General features: G+C 58.3%; 20 protein-coding genes. 9 read left to right on the plus strand and 11 right to left on the minus strand.

Translation table 11 applies throughout. The features are described 5' to 3' along the window. Both ACTG4M_RS14335 and ACTG4M_RS14340 read right to left on the minus strand, forming a co-directional pair. A partial coding sequence (locus ACTG4M_RS14335) for a transposase (RefSeq protein WP_439124368.1) occupies nt 1–365 on the minus strand: 365 nt, incomplete at its 3' end. 415 nt (nt 366–780) lie between these two features. Then, nucleotides 781–1,530 carry an ABC transporter permease gene (locus ACTG4M_RS14340; RefSeq protein WP_439124351.1) on the minus strand — a complete coding sequence of 250 codons (750 nt, stop codon included), beginning with the start codon at nt 1,528–1,530 and terminating at the stop codon, nt 781–783. An 89-nt stretch (nt 1,531–1,619) separates the two neighbouring features. Between ACTG4M_RS14340 and ACTG4M_RS14345 the strand changes: the two genes are divergently transcribed. Then, entirely contained in the window at nt 1,620–3,731 is a 2,112-nt protein-coding gene (locus ACTG4M_RS14345; RefSeq protein WP_439124352.1) for a 4Fe-4S binding protein, read from the plus strand. Further along, a complete protein-coding gene (locus ACTG4M_RS14350; protein WP_439124353.1) occupies nt 3,728–4,600 on the plus strand; it encodes an FAD:protein FMN transferase in 873 nt (290 codons plus the stop codon). The genes ACTG4M_RS14345 and ACTG4M_RS14350 overlap by 4 nt, the downstream gene beginning before the upstream one ends. A 136-nt stretch (nt 4,601–4,736) precedes the next feature. Here the strand turns inward: ACTG4M_RS14350 and ACTG4M_RS14355 are convergent, their stop codons facing one another. The 6 genes from ACTG4M_RS14355 to pedF all read right to left on the minus strand — a co-directional run bounded on the left by ACTG4M_RS14355 (nt 4,737) and on the right by pedF (nt 10,729). Next, nucleotides 4,737–5,525 carry an FAD binding domain-containing protein gene (locus ACTG4M_RS14355; RefSeq protein ID WP_439124354.1) on the minus strand — a complete coding sequence of 263 codons (789 nt, stop codon included), beginning with the start codon at nt 5,523–5,525 and terminating at the stop codon, nt 4,737–4,739. Between the two features lie 14 nt (nt 5,526–5,539). Then, nucleotides 5,540–7,915: a xanthine dehydrogenase family protein molybdopterin-binding subunit gene (locus ACTG4M_RS14360; protein WP_439124355.1), complete on the minus strand. Its 2,376-nt coding sequence runs from the start codon at nt 7,913–7,915 to the stop codon at nt 5,540–5,542. 55 nt (nt 7,916–7,970) lie between these two features. Continuing rightward, nucleotides 7,971–8,456, minus strand: a complete 486-nt coding sequence (locus ACTG4M_RS14365; RefSeq protein ID WP_439124356.1) for a (2Fe-2S)-binding protein — start codon at nt 8,454–8,456, stop codon at nt 7,971–7,973. Between the two features lie 54 nt (nt 8,457–8,510). Next, complete coding sequence (locus ACTG4M_RS14370; RefSeq protein ID WP_439124357.1) at nt 8,511–9,041, minus strand: CoxG family protein; 531 nt, start codon at nt 9,039–9,041, stop codon at nt 8,511–8,513. A gap of 84 nt (nt 9,042–9,125) precedes the next feature. Next, nucleotides 9,126–10,025: a substrate-binding periplasmic protein gene (locus ACTG4M_RS14375; RefSeq protein ID WP_439124358.1), complete on the minus strand. Its 900-nt coding sequence runs from the start codon at nt 10,023–10,025 to the stop codon at nt 9,126–9,128. A gap of 5 nt (nt 10,026–10,030) precedes the next feature. Then, nucleotides 10,031–10,729, minus strand: a complete 699-nt coding sequence (gene pedF / locus ACTG4M_RS14380; protein WP_439124359.1) for a cytochrome c-550 PedF — start codon at nt 10,727–10,729, stop codon at nt 10,031–10,033. A gap of 174 nt (nt 10,730–10,903) precedes the next feature. Here pedF and ACTG4M_RS14385 point away from each other — a divergent pair, with 174 nt between their 5' ends. The 6 genes from ACTG4M_RS14385 (at nt 10,904) to ACTG4M_RS14410 (ending at nt 15,886) form a co-directional block, all read left to right on the plus strand. Further along, nucleotides 10,904–12,082: an ABC transporter substrate-binding protein gene (locus ACTG4M_RS14385; protein WP_439124360.1), complete on the plus strand. Its 1,179-nt coding sequence runs from the start codon at nt 10,904–10,906 to the stop codon at nt 12,080–12,082. An 82-nt stretch (nt 12,083–12,164) separates the two neighbouring features. Beyond that, nucleotides 12,165–13,133 carry a YVTN family beta-propeller repeat protein gene (locus tag ACTG4M_RS14390; protein WP_439124361.1) on the plus strand — a complete coding sequence of 323 codons (969 nt, stop codon included), beginning with the start codon at nt 12,165–12,167 and terminating at the stop codon, nt 13,131–13,133. A 44-nt stretch (nt 13,134–13,177) separates the two neighbouring features. Next, on the plus strand, nt 13,178–13,624 hold the full coding sequence (locus tag ACTG4M_RS14395) for a hypothetical protein (RefSeq protein ID WP_439124362.1): 447 nt from the start codon (nt 13,178–13,180) through the stop codon (nt 13,622–13,624). A 143-nt stretch (nt 13,625–13,767) separates the two neighbouring features. Further along, a complete protein-coding gene (locus tag ACTG4M_RS14400) occupies nt 13,768–14,484 on the plus strand; it encodes an ABC transporter ATP-binding protein (RefSeq protein WP_439124363.1) in 717 nt (238 codons plus the stop codon). Continuing rightward, on the plus strand, nt 14,481–15,281 hold the full coding sequence (locus ACTG4M_RS14405) for an ABC transporter permease (protein ID WP_439124364.1): 801 nt from the start codon (nt 14,481–14,483) through the stop codon (nt 15,279–15,281). The genes ACTG4M_RS14400 and ACTG4M_RS14405 overlap by 4 nt, the downstream gene beginning before the upstream one ends. A gap of 53 nt (nt 15,282–15,334) precedes the next feature. Continuing rightward, the gene (locus ACTG4M_RS14410; RefSeq protein ID WP_439124365.1) at nt 15,335–15,886 is read left to right on the plus strand and encodes a tetratricopeptide repeat protein; all 552 of its coding nucleotides are present in this window, start codon (nt 15,335–15,337) and stop codon (nt 15,884–15,886) included. Here ACTG4M_RS14410 and ACTG4M_RS14415 read toward each other — a convergent pair. Continuing rightward, nucleotides 15,883–16,554 carry an ABC transporter ATP-binding protein gene (locus ACTG4M_RS14415; RefSeq protein WP_439124366.1) on the minus strand — a complete coding sequence of 224 codons (672 nt, stop codon included), beginning with the start codon at nt 16,552–16,554 and terminating at the stop codon, nt 15,883–15,885. The genes ACTG4M_RS14410 and ACTG4M_RS14415 overlap by 4 nt on opposite strands. Before the next feature lie 2 nt (nt 16,555–16,556). Then, nucleotides 16,557–17,534, minus strand: a complete 978-nt coding sequence (locus ACTG4M_RS14420) for an ABC transporter substrate-binding protein (RefSeq protein ID WP_439124369.1) — start codon at nt 17,532–17,534, stop codon at nt 16,557–16,559. Nucleotides 17,535–17,689: 155 nt separating this feature from the next. Between ACTG4M_RS14420 and ACTG4M_RS14425 the strand changes: the two genes are divergently transcribed. Further along, the gene (locus tag ACTG4M_RS14425; RefSeq protein ID WP_085639039.1) at nt 17,690–18,100 is read left to right on the plus strand and encodes a c-type cytochrome; all 411 of its coding nucleotides are present in this window, start codon (nt 17,690–17,692) and stop codon (nt 18,098–18,100) included. Between the two features lie 88 nt (nt 18,101–18,188). On the opposite strand, the gene ACTG4M_RS14430 is transcribed toward ACTG4M_RS14425, so the two are convergent. Continuing rightward, nucleotides 18,189–18,632: a hypothetical protein gene (locus tag ACTG4M_RS14430; protein WP_439124367.1), complete on the minus strand. Its 444-nt coding sequence runs from the start codon at nt 18,630–18,632 to the stop codon at nt 18,189–18,191. Between the last annotated feature and the right edge of the window lie 248 nt (nt 18,633–18,880).

Raw genomic sequence — 18,880 nt, forward strand, 5'->3', positions numbered from 1 at the left:
CGCGACATGTCGGTCGTCAGCAGCCGGTCGCGGTTCTTGGTGAATACGGTCGGAACCCAAACGGCGTCGTCGATGCCGAGCCCTACGAACCATCGGAACAGCAGGTTATATTGCATCTGTTCCATCAACTGCCGCTCGGACCGGACCGAGAACAGGATCTGGAGTAGGCTGGCCCGGATCAGCCGTTCCGGCGGGATCGAGGGGCGGCCGAAATCAGTGTAGAGCGTCTCGAAATCCGCGTCCAAGCTTGCCAGCGCGTCATTGACCACCTGTCTGATCTTGCGCAGCGGGTGTCGCGGCGGAATGCGCTCCTCCAGATCAACATAGCTGAACAGCGACCCGCTCGTCTCATCCAAACCCCGCATGATCACCCCTGCCATTTCCGTGGCGAGAATGAATCATGTTCTCAAACCGCTGTCGAGGCAGGACTATTTCAGCAGCTTGTTAAAGCTTGGCTTCTTGCCAACATGTTGCAGCAATATTCAGCTTTATTTTCTATCTGGTTCATCGAACTGTAATCAAGCCCGACGCAACGCGCTTGACCGCCTCTCCCATCCTGGGCGACGCCACACTCGATGCTCAGCGTCACGCAGGACCGGGCCAGCGTCCGTCCGGGGTGGGCGCTGCGACGGGGGAGCGAGGCGCTCCGATTGGCTCAGGATAACAGCTCTTCTGCGCGATGTCGGTGCAGAAGCGCCCGCCCGGGGGCGGACGGGCGCTGGCCCGTTCCGGGCTGGGGGTGACCTCTTGGGTTCGTGAAAAGCGCCAAGCTCTACCGGATCAGGCGCGACGCCACGCGCTCGACCGCCTCTCCCATTGCTGGACGAGGCCGTATTCGATGCTGAGCATCACTCCCGTAAACGCCAATGCGTAGGCCATGACGGTGGCGGTGTCGAAGAGCTGAAAATACAAATGGATCTGGAAGCCGACGCCGTTGGAGCGGCCGAGGAACTCGACCACCAGCACGATTTTCCAGATCACGGCCAGCCCGTTGCGGGTGCTCGTGGCGACGAACGGCCCAAGCTGGGGCCAGATGACGTGGCGCAGGCGGGTCATCGGCGTCAGGCGGTAGACCTGCGCCATGTCGGCCACGCCCCGGTCGAGCGTTCGGACGCCCTCTCGGATCGTGACGGTGACCATGGCGGTCTTGTTGAGGGCGACGGCGATGATGGCCGCGACCTCGTTCAGGCCGATCCAGAGGTAGCAGAGCACGATGATCACCAGCGCGGGCAGGTTCAGAAAGACTGTGACCCACGGGTCGAGCCACATGTTGATGCGCTCGGACCGGCCCATGATCAGGCCGAGCGCCATGCCGACCGTCATCGCCAGCGCAAAGGCAAGTGCGACGCGGCGCAGGGTGTTGGCCATGTGGTACCAGAGGTCTCCGGACGCGCTTTCCGCCGCGATGACCTGCCAGACAGAGATGGGGGTTGGCAGGATGTCGGGATCCTGCATCGCCCACGCGCCGACGCTCCATGCGAGGATCAGCAGGGCGAGTGAGATCAGGGTGACGTGAACGGGTGCGCGCATGGCCCGGAGCATAGGGGATCGCGGGGATCGGTGGCTCTTGGACCAAGGTCCAATAGGGCGGCGCTCTGTGCGCTTCTATGGTCGCCGTCATGGGAGGCTTTCGAGCGATATGTGCCGCGTTGGTGTGGTGTGTGAGTGCGGTGTGCGCGCTGGCCGAGGTGTGGTCCGAGGACGAGATCGCGGCGAAGATTTTCGCGCCGATGAGCCTTGGGGCGCAGATTTCCGACAACGGGGTGTACGAGCTGCTTAATTCGGGCGGTGCGCATGCGGGCTATGTGTTCCAGACCGAACCGATGGCCGCCCTGCCCGGCTTTTCCGGCGCGCCGATCAATGTGCTGGTGGTGCTGGACCTGGACGGGCGGTTTCTGGATGTGCAGTTGCTGGACCATAACGAGCCGATCTTTGTGTCGGGTCTGGGTCAGGCGCCGTTTCACGCGTTCTTCGAGCAGTATCGCGGCCATTCGATCAGCGATTCCCTTGTGGTGGGCACACCCTATGGCGGGTCGTCCGGTGGCGGCGGGTTGGTCTATCTTGACGGTGTGACCAAGGCCACAGCATCGGTGCGGATCGCGCACGAGTCGGTGTTGGCGGCCGCGTTGCAGGTGGCGCGCGAAAAGATGCAGGGGATTGCGTCGGGACCGCCGGCCTTTCCCGATCCGGACTATGTCGAGGTTCTGACCTGGGATGATCTGGTGACACAGGGGTTGGTGACGCACCGGGTGGCGACGAATGCCGAGGTGCAGGCGCTGTTCGAAGGCACGGTGTGGGACGATGACGACGCAGAGGCGCTGGACGCCCCGGATGCGCCCTATCTGGACCTGTGGATTGCGGATGTGGGGCCAACGTCAATCGCGCGGGTGCTGTTGGACGAAGACACGGTCGAAGAGCTGGATCGCTTCATGTCGATCTCGACTTTTGACGAGCCGATCCTCGTGATCGAGACCGCACGGCACGGATTGGTCAGCGAGGACTTTGTGCGCAACACATCGCCGGACTGGATCGGCGCAGAACAGGACGGGTTCCCGGTGGCACTGCGGGATGCGGATCTGTTTGTCGAGTTGAGCGACGCGGTGCCGGACGATTTGCACGATGGCGTTGCGATGATCCTGCGGACCGATCGGCGGCTGGGCTTTGATCCCACGCGCGACTGGACCATGACCGTCGAAGCGGTGCGCGAGCACGGGATGTTTCAGCCAGAAATCGGATCGGTGCAATTGGCCGCCAACCATGTGACAGACGAGAGATTCTTTGCCCGCCCAGCGGTGGTGGAAAAGCTTCCGCCATGGAAAGAGGCCATCCTGAACCGACAGAGCGACCTGATCGTTCTTGCGGTGTTCCTGACGTTGTTGGTGGCAGTGCTTTTTGGCGCGCAAGGCTGGTTGGCGGGGCTTGCGTCCTTCACGCCGGTTCGGCTGAGTATCTTGGCCGTGGTTCTGGGATTCATCGGCTGGTGGGGTCAGGGACAGTTGTCGATCGTGACCCCGTTGGCAGCCCTGCAAACCACAATGGCGAGTGGGTCGTTTGCGTTCTTGCTATACGATCCGTTCTCGTTGCTGATCTGGGCAGTTGTGATCCTTGGATTTGTCCTCTGGGGGCGTGGCCTGTTCTGTGGCTGGCTGTGCCCGTTTGGCGCGATGCAAGAGTTCGCGCATCATCTTGGACGGCTGCTACGCCTGCCCAAGATCGAACCAAACGCCGTCTGGGATGCGCGGCTGAAATCACTGAAATACGTGGCACTCGCCGGATTGGTGGCGGTGACGGTCTTTGCGCCATCTTACATGGACAAGGCCGCCGAGATTGAACCGTTCAAAACTGCGATCACTACGTTCTTCGTGCGTGAATGGTACTACGTCGCCTATGCTGCAGTTTGGCTGGTGCTGGGCATGTTCGTGTTCAAAGGTTTCTGCCGCTACCTTTGCCCTCTTGGAGCACTTATGGCCATTGGAGGCGTGCTGCGCCTGCGCCGATGGATTCCACGCCGCATCGAATGCGGGTCGCCCTGCCAGCTCTGTAAGGTGAAATGCAATTACGGCGCCATCACATCCAAAGGCGCTATCCAGTATTCCGAGTGCTTCCAATGTCTTGATTGCGTGACGATCCATGATGACGCGGAACAATGCGTGCCGCTGATCCTCAAGGGCCGCGCCGCGCGCCGCGCGCCACGCGATTTGAACCATCCAAATACGGTGCCCGCAGAATGAAACGCCGTCGCTTCCTGTCCCTGGCTGCTGCCTTTGTCTGTTCCCCTGCCCTTGCCCAGGCCGACACATGGTCTGGGCAGGCGCTTGGGGCCGAGGTGTCAGTCACGCTGCACGGCCCGCGCGACATGACACAACGCGCGCTGGCGGATGTTCCTCGTTTGCTGGTAAATTTTGAAGAGGCGTTCAGCCTGTTCCGCCCCACTTCGCAGCTTTCGCAGCTCAATAAGATGGGTCAGTTACGCGGTCCGAATGCGTTGATGCGCACGTTGATGAGCCATGCGGACAATGCGTATCGGGTCACTGGTGGCTTGTTTGATCCTACCATCCAGCCGCTGTGGACGGCCTTGGCACAAGCCGGCGATATTGGGCATGCACGCAAAGCACTGGGTTGGGACCGCATCCGCTATTCCGATCAGATGATCGAGTTGCAGACCGGTCAAGCATTGACCTTCAACGGAATTGCACAAGGTTTCGCCACCGATGTGATGCGACTTTTGTTGCGCAAATATGGGGCTGAAACAGCGTTGGTAAATATCGGAGAACAAGCCGCGTTGGGTGGGTCTTTCACATTGGGGATCGAAGACCCTGTGTATGGGCATATCGGCACACGGAAATTACGCGATATGGCGATTGCTACCTCAAGCCCTTCAGCTTTGTGGATTGGAGATCACCCACATATCCTTGGACCGAGGGGCGAGAAACCGCTTTGGTCCACAGTGAGTGTCGAGGCAAAGTCAGCCACGATGGCCGATGCCATGTCCACAGCGGCGGTGTTCATGGAGCGGGATGCGCTCAAAGAGCTGAAAGTGGCGGCGCGCCTTCACCGCATCACACTTGTGGACGCGGACGGCGACATCCAAACCCTCTGATCTTCTCTGGTTTCCAAATACCTCAGGGGTCCGGGGGCGTCGTCCAGTGTGCTTGAACCAATGGCGCATCGTACGCCCCAAACGAAAAAGCCCCGGTCCGAAGACCGGGGCTTTCTGATTTCAGTGATCACACCGATCAGCTTGCTGCAGCAACGGCCCGCTTTGTCATCACGGCCACCAAGTGCGCGCGATAATCGCCGGACCCGTGCAGGTCGGAAATCATTCCGTCACCTGATACTGACAGACCGTCCACAGCCTCGGGGGCAAAGTTCGACGACAATGCCGCCTCAGCTTCGGTCCAGCGGAACACACCTTCCTCGGACGCTCCGGTGACGGCAACCCGTACACCATCTGCGTATTTGGCGACGAACACACCGACCAGCGCAAAACGCGAGGCAGGTTGTTCGAACTTCATGTAAGCACTTTTTTCGGGGACCGGAAAACGCACTTCAGTGACGATCTCACCCTCATTGAGCGCAGTTTCAAACATACCCTGAAAGTAGTCATCCGCCGCGATCGAGCGTGTGTTGGTCACGATGGTCGCACCCGACCCCAAAGCAGCCGCCGGATAGCAGGCAGAGGGGTCGTTGTTGGCCAGACTGCCGCCGATCGTGCCACGGTTGCGGACTGCCGGATCACCAATATTGCCAGCAAGCGCTGCAAGGCCGGGATAGGCCGACGCCTCTTTGGCAACGGTGGCATGGGTAGTGCCGCCGCCAATGCACAACGCGCCGTCATCGCCGGTGCAGACGCCCTTCATCTCAGCGATACCGGTCAGACTGACCAGAACCGACGGCGCCGACAGGCGTTGTTTCAGCGTCGGGATCAGGGTCTGACCACCACCCAAGGGCAGCGCCTCGTCTGTTGCCAGTGCCGCCACTGCGTCTGCGACCGATGTGGGCCGTTGAATGTCAAAGCTATACATGTCTCAAGCCCTCCTTATTGGCCGTTCATCGCTGCCCAGACGCGCGAGGGCGACACGGGCATATCGATATGGGAAACGTGGGTGTGACCACCCGAGTGCAGCGCGTCGATGACCGCGTTCACCACTGTGGGGGGTGAGCCGATCGCCCCTGCTTCGCCGCAGCCCTTCACACCCAGCGGGTTGTGCGTGCACGGTGTCTGGCAGGAATGGTCAACGACGTAGCTGGCCATGTGCGGAATGTCATCCGCGCGTGGCATTGCGTAGTCCATGTAGGACGCCGACAGAAGCTGGCCGTTTTCGTCGTAAGCGCAGTTTTCCAAAAGCGCCTGACCGATGCCCTGTGCGATACCGCCATGGACCTGACCTTCAACGATCATCGGGTTGACAACGTTGCCGAAATCATCCGCCGAGACGAACTTTTCGATGGTGACCTTGCCGGTCTCCGGGTCAAGTTCCACCTCGCAGGCATAGGCGCCTGCAGGATAGGTGAAGTTGGCCGGATCGTAGAACGCTGTTTCTTCGAGGCCCGGTTCGATGTCTTCGAGCGGGTAGTTGTGCGGCACGTAGGCCGCTAGCGTCACGTCACCCCAAGCGACCGATTTGTCGGTGCCTGCAACGGTGAACTGACCGTCCTTGAGCTCGATATCGCCTTCCGACGCTTCAAGCAGGTGGCCCGCGATCTTTTTGGCCTTGTTGATGATCTTTTCGGTAGCCCGAACCATCGCAGAGCCACAGACGGCAAGCGAGCGCGACCCGTAGGTGCCCATGCCGAAGGGGATCTTGGACGTGTCGCCATGGACGATGTCGATCATGCCTTCGTCGATGCCCAGCATTTCGGCCACAACCTGTGGGAACACGGTTTCATGCCCTTGCCCGTGGCTGTGCGCGCCGACCATCACCGAGATGGAGCCGGTGGCGTTCACGCGAACCGTTGCTGCATCGTAGAGACCGGCGCGTGCGCCCAACTGACCGACGAGGTTGGATGGTGCGATACCACAGGCTTCGATGAAGCAGTTGACGCCAAGGCCCCGCAGCATGCCTTTGGCTTCGGAGGCTTTGCGACGGGCCGCGAAGCCTCCAAGGTCCATCAGCTCTTCCATCTTGGCCATCGTCGCTTCGTAGTCGCCGGTGTCATATTCGACGGCAACGGGCGTGGCATAGGGGAATTGCGTGATGAAGTTCTGACGACGCAGAGCGATCGGGTCCACGTTCAATTCACGCGCGGCCTGGTCGATCACGCGTTCAAGCTGGAACGTCGCTTCGGGCCGACCGGCACCGCGATAGGCGTCAACCGGAACGGTGTTGGTGAAGACCGCTTTGACGTTCACCTGCACTGCGGGTGTCTTGTAGTTACCCGCCATCAGCGTGCCGTGCAGCCATGTCGGAACCGAGGTCGAGAACGTGGACAGATACGCGCCCATGTTTGCCTTGGTGTCCGTGCGCACTGCTAGGAAGTTGTTGTCCTTGTCGAGCGCGAGTTCAATGGTTGTGACGTGGTCACGGCCATGCGCGTCGGACATGAAAGCTTCGGACCGGGTCGACGTCCATTTGACAGGACGGTTACAGGCCTTCGCTGCAAATGTGCAGAACGCTTCTTCCGCATAGTGGAAGATTTTGGTGCCGAAACCGCCGCCGACATCAGGTGCAACAACACGCAGTTTGTGTTCGGGGATGCCCAGAACAAATGCGCCCATCAGAAGACGGATCACGTGCGGGTTTTGCGACGTGGTGTAGAGCGTGTGCTCGTCATTGGCGCGGCTGTAATCGCCGACCGCGACGCGCGGCTCCATCGGGTTCGCAACCAGACGGTTGTTCACAAGCTCTAACGTGGTGACGTGGGCCGCAGATTTGAAAGCGGCGTCTGTGGTCTCGGTGTCGGAACCAAACTGCCAGTCATAGCAAAGGTTGTCAGCCAGGTCGTCATGCACCTTTGTGGCACCAGCTTCGAGCGCCTTACCCATATCCACAACCGCTGGAAGTTCTGAGATATCCAGCTCAATGGCTTCGGCAGCGGTGCGGGCTTCTTCCAGGCTGTCGGCGACAACGGCGGCGATCGGATCACCAACATGGCGGACCTTGCCCTGACACAGCACCGGATGGCCCGGTTCCTTCATGGCATCGCCGTTTTTGTCTGTAATTTCCCAGCCGCAGGGCAAACCACCTACGCCTTCGAAATCGGCACCTGTGAAGATGCGGACCACACCGGGCATACCCTCGGCGGCGCTGGTGTCGACCTTATTGATGGTGCCATGCGCCACATCGGAGCGCAGGAAGTGTACATAGGCTTGGCCATGTACGTTGATGTCGTCGGTATAATTACCAGCGCCAGTCAGAAAGCGGACGTCTTCGCGCCGCTTCGGGCTTGCGCCAATGCCATGATCCTTCGGCATATTGGTGTTCCTCCCTAGGAGCGGTGCGTGCAAGCACACACCCTACGTTTCTAGATTATTCTGCGGCGACTGCGGCGACGTCTTGACCGGACGCTGCCATGATTGCCTTGACGATGTTATGGTAGCCTGTGCAGCGGCAAATATTGCCTTCAAGGTAATCCCGCACTTCCGCCTCGGACGGTTTGGGGTTTTCCTTGAGCAACGCAGCTGCCGACATCACCATACCCGGAGTGCAAAATCCGCACTGAAGACCATGATGTTCCTGAAACGCTTGCTGGATCACATTGAGCGATCCATCCGCGTTGGCCATACCTTCGATCGTCTTGACCTCGGCACCGTCTGCTTCGGCGGCAAACATGGTGCAAGACTTAACTGCTTCTCCGTTCACATGCACAACGCACGCGCCACACTGCGAGGTATCGCAGCCAACATGGGTTCCTGTCAGGCGCAGGTCATCGCGCAGGAATTCAGTCAAGAGCGTGTTGCCCTTCACCTCACCGGAAACGGATTTCCCGTTTACCGTCATTGTTACCTTTGTCATCAAACTCCTCCCGTCGATATTCACTATCGTTTGTGTTTCAGAAACTTACGGCGATCAAGAAACGAGTTTCTTGAACCAACCCTTTTTCTTTTCTCCGCCCTCGGCGTCATCACCGATGGCATCCGCGTCTGCATCTTCGTCTTGTGGACCTTCGACCGCATCTTGGAAATTGCTGAAGAACTGGTCCGCCATCTTTTTTGCAAACCCATCGATGATACGGCTACCCAGCTGCGCCAGTTTGCCGCCAACCTTTGCATCCACATCATAATGCAGCTCGGTGCCACCTTCGACGGCATTTAGTTTAACATCCGCCCCGCCCTTGGCAAACCCGGCAGCGCCGCCCTTGCCTTCACCGGTCAGGGTCAGCGACTGGCCGGGCACCATCTCGGACAGAACCACTGTCCCTTTGAACGTCGCCTTCACCGGCCCAACTTTCTGCACAACGGTCGCTTCAAAGCCATCATCGGCATTGCCGCTCATCTCGGTGCACCCGGGGACACATTGCTTGAGAACTTCGGGATTGAGGATCGCTGACCAGACCTCTTCCGGGCTGGCAGCGATTGTGCGGGAATCGGTCATATGCATGGATGTGATCCTTCTTTGATGGTCAGCCTAGGGGGTCAGACCCTCAAGGCATATAAGACCAATGGCTTAACATGTTTGTGAAAGCTATCTTTCAGGGGCTGTATGCGTCAGCCCATAGCTTTCGAAAATCGCGGCGATCCGCCCATCGGACAGGGCAGCAAAGATGGCGTCATCAACGGTGTAACTCAGACCACGATAAGCGAAATGACTGCCCGTGCCGAGGGTCCATTTCGCCTTGGCAAATCCCGGCAGCGGCGGTTGATGAATGGCGACACCATCGGTTGCGCCGTATTCAAGCTGTGCCAGCGGGCCCATGGCCGCCATCACGTCACCCCTGGACAGAGCCGCCATCGCGTCCTGCATGGTTGGATAGCGGCGAACGCCCTGAGCCAATTGGCCTCCGGCAAAGCTGGTCAGGTAAAAGTCGGCGATGGAGTCGTTTTCCACTGCAACGGTGTCGAACCGGAAATATGCCGGGACAGGGCCGCCATCCGGATACTCGGACTCGGAATAGGCGATGGCGATGCTTTCAGTCATGTACTGACCCGTGAACACCACCTGTTCAACGCGACAGTTGAATGCGCTGTCATATGGTACGCGCAGCATCACGTTCGACACGGCACCACCGACAATCGGGCCCTTCCAGACTTGATGACGGAGATCAGCATCAAGGTTTTCTCCGGCGACGATGAAATTGAAGCGCGGCTCAACACCCATGTCCTCGGCGATGATCCGCGCGATGTCGACATCAACTCCGCGCGGCTGACCGCTGTCTTCCCAGCTATAAGGCGGATAATCCTCGTAGACAGCAAATGTCATGTAGCCACGGTCCATGATCTGGTCGATGTCCTGACCGACAATGTCGCGGCTGGCATTCTGTGGTTTGGCCTGCGGCACGTAGTCGGCACAGGGATCGCTGGCCAAGGCGGGTGTCGCCATGGCCAACAGGGCTGCCGTAAAGCTTGCACGAACCAGCATCGTCATACCGCTCAGTGTGCCGCAGACAGACCAATCGTCAAGGCCTCGGCGGCGCGGGCATAGGCCTCTTGTGTGCCATCGATCAGGTTGGCCGCACGGTATGCAGCACTGTCTGCGACGGGTGCGCCTGACAGGGTTTCAATTCCAGCAGCAATTTCATTCAAACGGGTCTTGAGCGCGTCCGCATCGGCATCGGCGGGGTTTTCAGCATAGCCTGCGATCTGATCGCGCAGCCCTTTGAGTTCGTCCGACACCTCTTCCATCGAGGCGTCGTCAGGTCGGGTTTCGATATAAGTGCGGATCGCCCAAGCGGCATCCTGACCCAACAATTCACCGAACGCCGGCATTTTCGTGGTCCCGTTCTGGGTGTACCCCGTTTGGAAACGTTCAACGTACCATTCGTCGCCATATTCTTCGGCCTCAAGAAAGCGCAAATCGGGTGCCAAACCGCCCGAGATCACTTCAAGCCCATGGCACCGCGCACAGTTCTGATTGTACCCTGAAGCACCGATTTCAACCGCGCGGGCCCAGACCTCTTCTCCGGCCTCAGCAGCGCGATACGGGTTTTCGGTGAGCCATTCATCGCCGGTTTCCGGCAACCCGGCTGTGTCGACCGCTTGCGGGGCCACATCGCCATGCGCCTGCACAAGAGTGGCAATTGCGGTCAGGGCCGCGGCGGCGCATGCAGATTTTAGAGTGAAAGCAGTCATGGGGTCCTCCTCAGGCACATTCGTGTCTTGTTGGATATGTACCGGGGGCCCAGTGCTGCGGGTATTGGACTTTCGTGGCGCGATAGGGCGATTCTGGGCGTGGGGGCCAAGACAATGGTCGTATTTCCTGTCGTTTGAGCGTCAGTCTACGGTCGATCCCGGAGGAACCTGTCAATGAATTTAGCACGCGCCGCATGTGCGTTGGCCTGCTCGCTTGTCACATCCGTGGCCGGACCGGTATCGGCCGACGTCGCAGTCCATGTGCATTACCTTAAACAGATCGTTCCTGCCCCGCCGACATTGTCCAATCTTGACCCACTTCCCAAAGATCTGGGGCGTCGCGGAGCCGAACTTGGGCTGGAAGACAACATCACCACCGGGCGGTTTCTGGGCCAAACCTATACGCTCAGCGTGACCGAAGTGATGCCGGATGGCGATTTCGCTGACGCCGCGCGCACCGCTCTGGCCGAGGGCGATCTGCTGGTGCTGGACGCCCCCACCGAACAAATCCTTATGGTCTCAGACCTACCCGAGGCGGCGGACGCGCTGCTTTTCAACGCCGGGTCGGCTGATGTTGATTTGCGCGATGAGGCCTGCCGAGCGCGCCTGCTGCACACCGTGCCCTCATATGCGATGAAAGCAGATGCTTTGATGCAGTTCTTCGTGCAACGTCGCTGGGACGAAATCGCGCTGGTCGCGGGCGACCGCCCCGCTGATCAGGCCTGGGCTGATACAATGGAAGCCTCGGCACGCAAGTTCGGTCTGTCCTTCGGCGCGCGGAAAACATGGGCCTTCGACGCCGACATGCGCCGCAACGCCTCGCAAGAGGTGCCGCTGTTCACCCAAGACCTTGGCGACTACGACGTCCTGCTGGTGGCCGACGCCGCCGATGATTTCGCGCGGTACATCTCATTCAACACGTGGCGCCCCCGCCCCGTCGCTGGATCCGAAGGTCTGCGCCCTGTCACATGGCACCGCGTGGTCGAACAATGGGGCGCGGCGCAACTTCAATCGCGGTTCGAAGACCTGACAGACCGCCCGATGCTGGACCGTGACTACGCGGTCTGGGCCGCGATGCGCGCCATCGGAGAGGCCGTGACCCGCACAGGTGCTGCCGATGCCGAAACCCTGCGCGCGTACATGTTGTCCGACGCGTTTGAACTTGCTGGCTTCAAGGGCCGCCCGCTGACATTCCGCCCGTGGAGCGGCCAGCTTCGCCAACCTATCCCACTGGTCCATGAACGTGCCTTGGTGGCGCAGGCCCCGCTTGAGGGTTTTTTGCACCAAAGAACCGAACTCGACACGCTTGGTCTGGACCAACCCGAAAGCCAGTGCACCGCATTCGACAATTGATCTGCTCTTCATCTTGCAAAACAAACTCCGGGGGTTCGGGGGCTGGCCCCCGATCCGACCTCATCGAAAGGGACCGACACCCATGAAACTGCCGATCCTCATCACAGTGACCGCAGCATTGCTGACAACCACAGCCATGGCGGATGAGATCTGGGTTACCAACGAAAAAGACGACTCGATCAGCGTAATCGATATCGAAACACTTGAAGTCGTCCGCACAATTGAAACCGGCGAACGTCCGCGCGGGATCACGTTCTCCAAGGATCATTCAGTGGTATACATCTGTGCCTCGGATAGCGATGCGGTGCAGGTCATGGACCCGAACACAGGTAAAATCCTGCACGACTTACCCTCGGGTGAAGACCCCGAACAGTTTGTATTAGCCCCCGACAACCGACATCTGTACATCGCCAACGAAGACGACGCGATCACCACCGTGGTCGACACCCAAAGTCGCACGGTCGTCGCACAGATCGACGTCGGCATCGAACCCGAAGGCATGGCTGTGTCACCAGACGGCAAAATCGCGATTACCACGTCTGAGACAACCAACATGGCGCATTGGATCGACACAGAAACGCAGGAGCTTTTCGCCAACACGCTGGTGGATTCACGCCCGCGCCATGCAGAGTTCGTAAAGGACGGGACAGAGCTTTGGGTGAGTTCTGAAATCGGTGGCACGATCACCATTTTCGATGTGGCGACCCAGACCGAAAAAGCCAAAATCGACTTTGAGGTGGCCAATATCCACCCGGACCGCGTGCAGCCCGTTGGGTTCGAGTTTACGACCGGGGACACACACGCCTTTGTGGCGCTTGGCCCGTCGAACCATCTGGCGGTTGTGAATGCCGACACCTACGAGGTTGAGGAATACATCCTTGTTGGTCGCCGTGTCTGGCACATGGACTTCAACGCCGACCGAAGTCAGCTTTTCACCACAAATGGCGTGTCTGGTGATGTCACCGTGGTAGACGTGGCAAGCCGCAAGGCGATCAAGAGCATCAAGGTAGGGCGCTTTCCGTGGGGTGCTGCATTCCGGCCTACCAACTGACCCGAAACACGGTGTTTTCTCAAATTCACAACGACGGAGTATTCATGAAACACGCTCTTCTCACACTCGGCCTTGCTGTTCTTGCGCCCGCCCTCGCTTTTGCTGATGGTGCCCCCCGCGAAGATTGGGGACGCGCCGGGATTCTGTCGTCAGCCAATAAAGCCGATCTGCCCCCTATCACGCTCAGCTCGGGCATGCCTCTTTCTGAGGCCCCATGGGTTCTGACCTCGGGCACCTACTACGAATTCGAGATAGAAGGCGACGGGTCTGCGGAACTCGCATTGGAAGGATCGGAATTCTTTCGCGCCATCTGGATCGACGAGATCGTTGTGAACGATCTTGAAATCCGACCGCTTGGTGTCAATTCCATCGAATTTGACGATGCCGGTGAAATGGAAATCGGTTTTGTCGCCATCAAGCCGGGTACATATTTTTTGCGCATCCCCGGGTCGACCGGCGAAACGCAACGGTTAGAGATCACAATTAAATAGCATTGCTGTGGGTGTTGAGGGCGGTTGATGTGTCACTACATCGATGATCTTCCGTTAACGGAAAATATGGGGGCTCTGCCCCCGCGCCTTTGGCGCTCCCCCGAGATATTTTGAAACCAGAGAAGACAGGCAGGACAACGCGTATGAGTTTGCAGGTTTCTGATTTGTCATTCTCTTACGGCTCTAAAACCGCACTGCAAACTGTGTCTTTTGAGGTTCCACGCGGTCGCTTCGCGGCACTTCTGGGACCAAACGGTGCGGGGAAATCAACGCTGTTTTCGCTGTTGACACGGCTGTTCGTCACGCAAACTGGGTCGATTGCCGTTGCCGGGCATGATTTGCGAAAAGCGCCTTTGGCGGCGATGGCGGAATTGGGTGTGGTGTTTCAGCAGACGACGCTCGATCTCGACCTGACAGTCCAACAGAATCTGCGCTACTTTGCAGCGCTGCACGGGATTGCCGGCCGGGATGCCGACATGCGAATAGACGCAGCACTTGAGCGTTTGGATATGGCTGAGCGCGCAGGAGAAAAGGCGCGCGGACTAAATGGTGGGCACCGGCGACGGACCGAGATTGCGCGGGCGCTGTTGCATCAACCCAAGGTCTTGTTGCTGGACGAGCCAACAGTTGGATTGGATGCCACGACACGCGCCGGACTGACGCAGCATATCCATGATTTGTGCTCTGAAACCGGTGTGACTGTGTTGTGGGCCACACATCTGACCGACGAAGTGGCAGATGCAGATCAGGTCGTGTTGCTGCATCGCGGGCGCGTTCTGGCGGATGGCACCTGCGGCACGTTGCGGAGCGATTTTGCCCTGCCCGATTATTTCGCACAGATGACCGGAGCCAAGGTATGACCGGCGTGGGGCATGCACTGGTGGCTCTGCGAGCCATCGTCATCCGCGAGGCGCTGCGGTTTGTGCATCAGCGAGAGCGGTTCATCGCTGCGTTGGTTCGGCCTTTGGTTTGGCTTTTGGTTTTTGCCGCCGGGTTCCGGGCCGCGTTGGGGCTGTCGATTTCGCCCCCCTACCAGACCTACATCACCTACGAGACGTATATCGTACCTGGTCTTTGTGGAATGATCTTGCTGTTCAACGGAATGCAATCATCCCTGAGCCTTGTCTATGATAGGGAGATGGGGTCGATGCGGCTCTTGCTGACCGCGCCGCTGTCGCGGACATGGCTGCTATTCAGCAAGCTGCTCGGGAGCACGATCATATCAATCCTGCAGGTTTACACGTTTCTATTCGTGGCATGGCTGTTCGACATCACATTGCCACCGCTCGGGTACCTGACCGCCTTACCTGCGCTTTTGTTGGGAGGGCTGATGCTCGGGGCTTTGGGGTTAGCACTGTCGAGCTTTATCAAGCAGTTGGAAAATTTTGCCGGGGTGATGAACTTTGTGATCTTTCCCATGTTTTTCATGTCCTCCGCACTGTATCCGCTGTGGAAAATGGCCGAAAGCTCTGAGCTTTTGCACGACATCTGTCAGCTCAATCCATTCACCCATGCGGTCGAGTTGATCCGCTTTGCGCTCTATGTCGAATTCAACGGCATGGCGCTTGTGTGGACAGCCTTGGCGACGGGCCTATTCATGGCCCTGGCGGTATGGGGTTATGACCCGGCGCGCGGGATGATGACGCGTAAAGGGTGATCTACGACCATCGCAAGGGTGAACTGCACGAAGTTTTGCATTATGGTCGTGCCATGAAATATTTGATCCCACTGAGCTGCGCGTTTGCGCTGACGTCCGCCGCGCTTTTGGCTGACCCTGACGATGATGATCCCGGCGGTGTGCTAAACCCGGACGAAATGACCTGGCAGTCCATACTGGATCGCGCAGAAGACGGCGAAACCGGGATGGTGTTGTGTTCGACCGGATATATGCTGACCAAGTCAGGTGATCACGAAGCAGCGCGCACATTGTTCAAGAACTGCGCCGAGGCCGGCTATACTGGTGCAATGACATGGATGAGTCAGCTCGACAACAATGGTCTGGGTGGTGAATACGACCCCGATTCCAGCGCCGACTGGGACAGACAGGCTGCAGAACTGGGTGATCCGGTCGGCAAATTCAACCACGGTCTGAACCTGATGCGCGGGCACGGGATCGCCAAGGATGAAGCTCTAGGGCGTCAGTATGTTGATGAAGCTGCCGCTGATGGGTTGCCTGTCGCCAAGCGACTGCAGGGTGCGGGGTATGACCTTGATGAAGTCACGCCAGATGCGGACAACTGGAAATACGCACCGGTGTTTTAAACCCGTCGCGTTTTAATCCTGGCAGGCTGGCCTGAGAGTTCGAGGATGCGCGTAGCCAGACGCTCAGCCTCAGGGATAGCGTGGGTGACGAGCAGCGTGGCAACCGGGTGGCTGTCGCGCAAGCGTTCGAAGAGCGTCATCATCTCGTCAGAGAGATCAGCGTCGAGGCTGACGAAGGGTTCGTCCATCAACAGCACATCGGGTTTCCCGGCAAATGCGCGGGCCAGCGAAAGGCGGCGTTGTTGGCCCAAGGAAAGTTGATCCGGGAACGCGCTGCCTCGCCCCGGCAGGCCCACCTGTTCCAGGGCTGTTTCAATCTGTTCAGGCGTCAGGCCCAGCGTGATGCGCAAGTTGTCGGCAACGGTGCGCCAACGCATGAGCGTGGGCTCCTGAAACACCATCGCCAGCTTTTCGGGTCGGCGCACATGGCCGTTATGGCGGTGCTCCAATCCGGCGATGATGCGCATAAGGGTGGTCTTACCCACACCGGACGGGCCAGTGATCGCCACGGTTTCGCGTCGGGTGAGTTTTAGATCTATCGGGCCAAGCACGGACTTGCCCTCAAAGGCCATGTCGTTCAGCGTGACCGTCAGGACTGGCGGAGTACCCTCCGCCGGCTCAGGGGTGTCGCGGTTGCTCACCAGCTTGAGGTTTGCTGCCGGGGCCAAGATCAGCTTCCAGGTTGGACAAAAACGCCTTCGGGAAGCGTGGTTGCCGCGCCGATCAGCTTTTCTCCGCCTAAGTCAGCCATCAGCGCCAACATGCGGGCCGCCGCCTCTTCATCGACGGGTTGATCTGCCGGAATGCCGGCACGAAAGCCCGCTTTGAGCGCGTCGAACTGTGCGTCGGTTTTGGCGTTCATCCGGGGGCGAAGACGGTCCCATTCAGCATCAGAGCTGGCCAACAGATCTTTCGTGGCGCGGCTGGCGGCGGCCATGCCTTCGACCAATTCGGGGTGATCGCGCAGGGTTTCACCACGCATAACGTAACCCAATAGTGGGGTCTCGGGATCAAGGCCAAGTTCGCGCGCGGCCTCATCAACGGTCACGATCGGTGTCATGCCACCCGCTTCCATCTTGGCAAGGAAATGCCAGAAGTTGATCGCGCCATCGAGTTCGCCCTGAAGGCCGGTTTTGAAGATCAGGGGCGGCGCGCCGAAGACCTGTTCGGTCTCGGTCACAAGGTCCATGCCGTGCATTTTTTCAGCGTAAGCACGCAGGATGAGCCAGCTTTTGTCGAGCGGTCCACCGGCAATGCCGATCTTGCCGCCTTTGAGATCAGCGAGCGATGTGGCGCTACTGCCTTCGGGCACCAATAGCGCACCGACCGCTTTGGAATATGGAATGAAGATGTAATCGCGCCCCTCGGCCCGCTGACGCGCAACCCAGAGCCAGTCGGAGACGATCACATCCGTTTCACCACCCTGAAAGGCAACCTGCGCGGCAGAGCTTCCAGCAACACCCTGTACCTGCAGTTCAAACCCGTTGGCGGTGTCAAAACCATTATGTTTGATGCTGTCGAGTTCCCAGTTGACGGTGCCGAATTCGAGCACGGCGGCACGTAGAACGGGTGTCTCGGCGATTGCGGCGCTGGCGCAAAGTACGATGGCCGCAGAGGTCGCGCGGATGGTGGCGAAAAAGCTCATCATGTCCTCCCAGAATGATTGCCCACACAGTAACAGCGGCTTTTCTTGCGGAAATACGACCAAAGGATGTGGGCCAAGGTCGAATGTCTTGATGTGGATCATATTGCCATGCTGAGGGTCTACCTACGTTGTGGCATCTTTTTGAAGGAGACCATCCGATGACACGCTTTGCCCTGATTGCAGCCGCCAGTTTTTGCGCCCTGCCCGCCTTTGCGAGCGACACCACGTTCGAGCAGGTCAAGATCGACGCCGGCAAGACGCTTTTCGAGGCAGAGTGCCGTCGCTGCCACGCGGTTGAGCCAACCGACGCCTCTTACGGGCCGCCGCTTGAGAACATCGTCGGACGCGGTGCCGGGACGTACGAGGATTACGATTATTCCATCGCGCTGGAGGCTTCGGGCATCGTCTGGACCACCGCCGCTTTGCGTGCGTGGATGGAGGACAATGACGGCTTCATGCCGGGCACCAAAATGCGCCATGTTGGTATTGAGGATCGGACGGTTCAGGATTTTATCCTGTCCTATCTCGTGTCGATCACCACTCAGGACAATTCGGCCATTTCAAAGTGAGGAATTGGGAGGCGGCACCGTAAGGTGCCGCTTTTGGAGTAGGCTGCAGACACGCATCGCGCAGTGCGTTTTATGGGATTTTATCTATCTAGCCTTCTATTTTATCTTTTTCATAATTAAAAATAACCCTAATCATCTTGTCAACATGGCATTGCGGATCATATTCGATTGATGGGCAAACTATTCTCCACTGCTGAGAGAATAAATTTGTCAACAATTTGGGATCTTTTTGCTTTAATATCTCTATTTTTTTCGCCCACCAAGGCAGACTGTCACTATAGCATTTTTTGCGCTCACTTATTCCTATTACCTCTACACAATACACTACATACGAGGAATAGCAGTCTAAAGTTTTGGGTAAATTTTTATGTGCTTCTTCCAAACAAACATCCAACATCTCATGTGACCAAGTGCTAGGTGCACCGACTTTTGGATCACTCACAGGTGAAGAATGAGAGTGATAAGTTGTAAAAACTGTAGCTAGACAAAAAGAAGTTAGCCATAATAAAAAAATCTTTTTCGATATTTGCATTTTCTTTTTGCCTCTTCTAAAGCGGCACTTCATTGTGGCGAGGTTGTCGCAAGATATCGCTAAGGTAGCGCATCCGGCTATCAACCCTCACTTAAGGTGCAAGCATGAATGAGTGGGATTTTCTAGGGTTGAGAGGGCTTTGTTGCAACAAAACCGTTGCGGCGCGTTACGCTTAAGGAACGTCTGATCTACCGTCTTGGCTACGCCGATTTCGGTGCAATCGGGCTTTGATTGAGCAGACAGGGGCC

Origin of the sequence: Marivita sp., assembly GCF_965656765.1 — a bacterium.
Classification (GTDB): domain Bacteria; phylum Pseudomonadota; class Alphaproteobacteria; order Rhodobacterales; family Rhodobacteraceae; genus Marivita.

Bases quoted from the DNA above. Each gene is read 5' to 3' on its own strand.
- ACTG4M_RS14340 (WP_439124351.1), bottom strand. From the start codon at position 1,530: ATGCGCGCACCCGTTCACGTCACCCTGATCTCACTCGCCCTGCTGATC.
- ACTG4M_RS14345 (WP_439124352.1), top strand. From the start codon at position 1,620: ATGGGAGGCTTTCGAGCGATATGTGCCGCGTTGGTGTGGTGTGTGAGT.
- ACTG4M_RS14350 (WP_439124353.1), top strand. From the start codon at position 3,728: ATGAAACGCCGTCGCTTCCTGTCCCTGGCTGCTGCCTTTGTCTGTTCC.
- ACTG4M_RS14355 (WP_439124354.1), bottom strand. From the start codon at position 5,525: ATGTATAGCTTTGACATTCAACGGCCCACATCGGTCGCAGACGCAGTG.
- ACTG4M_RS14360 (WP_439124355.1), bottom strand. From the start codon at position 7,915: ATGCCGAAGGATCATGGCATTGGCGCAAGCCCGAAGCGGCGCGAAGAC.
- ACTG4M_RS14365 (WP_439124356.1), bottom strand. From the start codon at position 8,456: ATGACAAAGGTAACAATGACGGTAAACGGGAAATCCGTTTCCGGTGAG.
- ACTG4M_RS14370 (WP_439124357.1), bottom strand. From the start codon at position 9,041: ATGCATATGACCGATTCCCGCACAATCGCTGCCAGCCCGGAAGAGGTC.
- ACTG4M_RS14375 (WP_439124358.1), bottom strand. From the start codon at position 10,025: ATGACGATGCTGGTTCGTGCAAGCTTTACGGCAGCCCTGTTGGCCATG.
- pedF (WP_439124359.1), bottom strand. From the start codon at position 10,729: ATGACTGCTTTCACTCTAAAATCTGCATGCGCCGCCGCGGCCCTGACC.
- ACTG4M_RS14385 (WP_439124360.1), top strand. From the start codon at position 10,904: ATGAATTTAGCACGCGCCGCATGTGCGTTGGCCTGCTCGCTTGTCACA.
- ACTG4M_RS14390 (WP_439124361.1), top strand. From the start codon at position 12,165: ATGAAACTGCCGATCCTCATCACAGTGACCGCAGCATTGCTGACAACC.
- ACTG4M_RS14395 (WP_439124362.1), top strand. From the start codon at position 13,178: ATGAAACACGCTCTTCTCACACTCGGCCTTGCTGTTCTTGCGCCCGCC.
- ACTG4M_RS14400 (WP_439124363.1), top strand. From the start codon at position 13,768: ATGAGTTTGCAGGTTTCTGATTTGTCATTCTCTTACGGCTCTAAAACC.
- ACTG4M_RS14405 (WP_439124364.1), top strand. From the start codon at position 14,481: ATGACCGGCGTGGGGCATGCACTGGTGGCTCTGCGAGCCATCGTCATC.
- ACTG4M_RS14410 (WP_439124365.1), top strand. From the start codon at position 15,335: ATGAAATATTTGATCCCACTGAGCTGCGCGTTTGCGCTGACGTCCGCC.
- ACTG4M_RS14420 (WP_439124369.1), bottom strand. From the start codon at position 17,534: ATGATGAGCTTTTTCGCCACCATCCGCGCGACCTCTGCGGCCATCGTA.
- ACTG4M_RS14425 (WP_085639039.1), top strand. From the start codon at position 17,690: ATGACACGCTTTGCCCTGATTGCAGCCGCCAGTTTTTGCGCCCTGCCC.
- ACTG4M_RS14430 (WP_439124367.1), bottom strand. From the start codon at position 18,632: ATGCAAATATCGAAAAAGATTTTTTTATTATGGCTAACTTCTTTTTGT.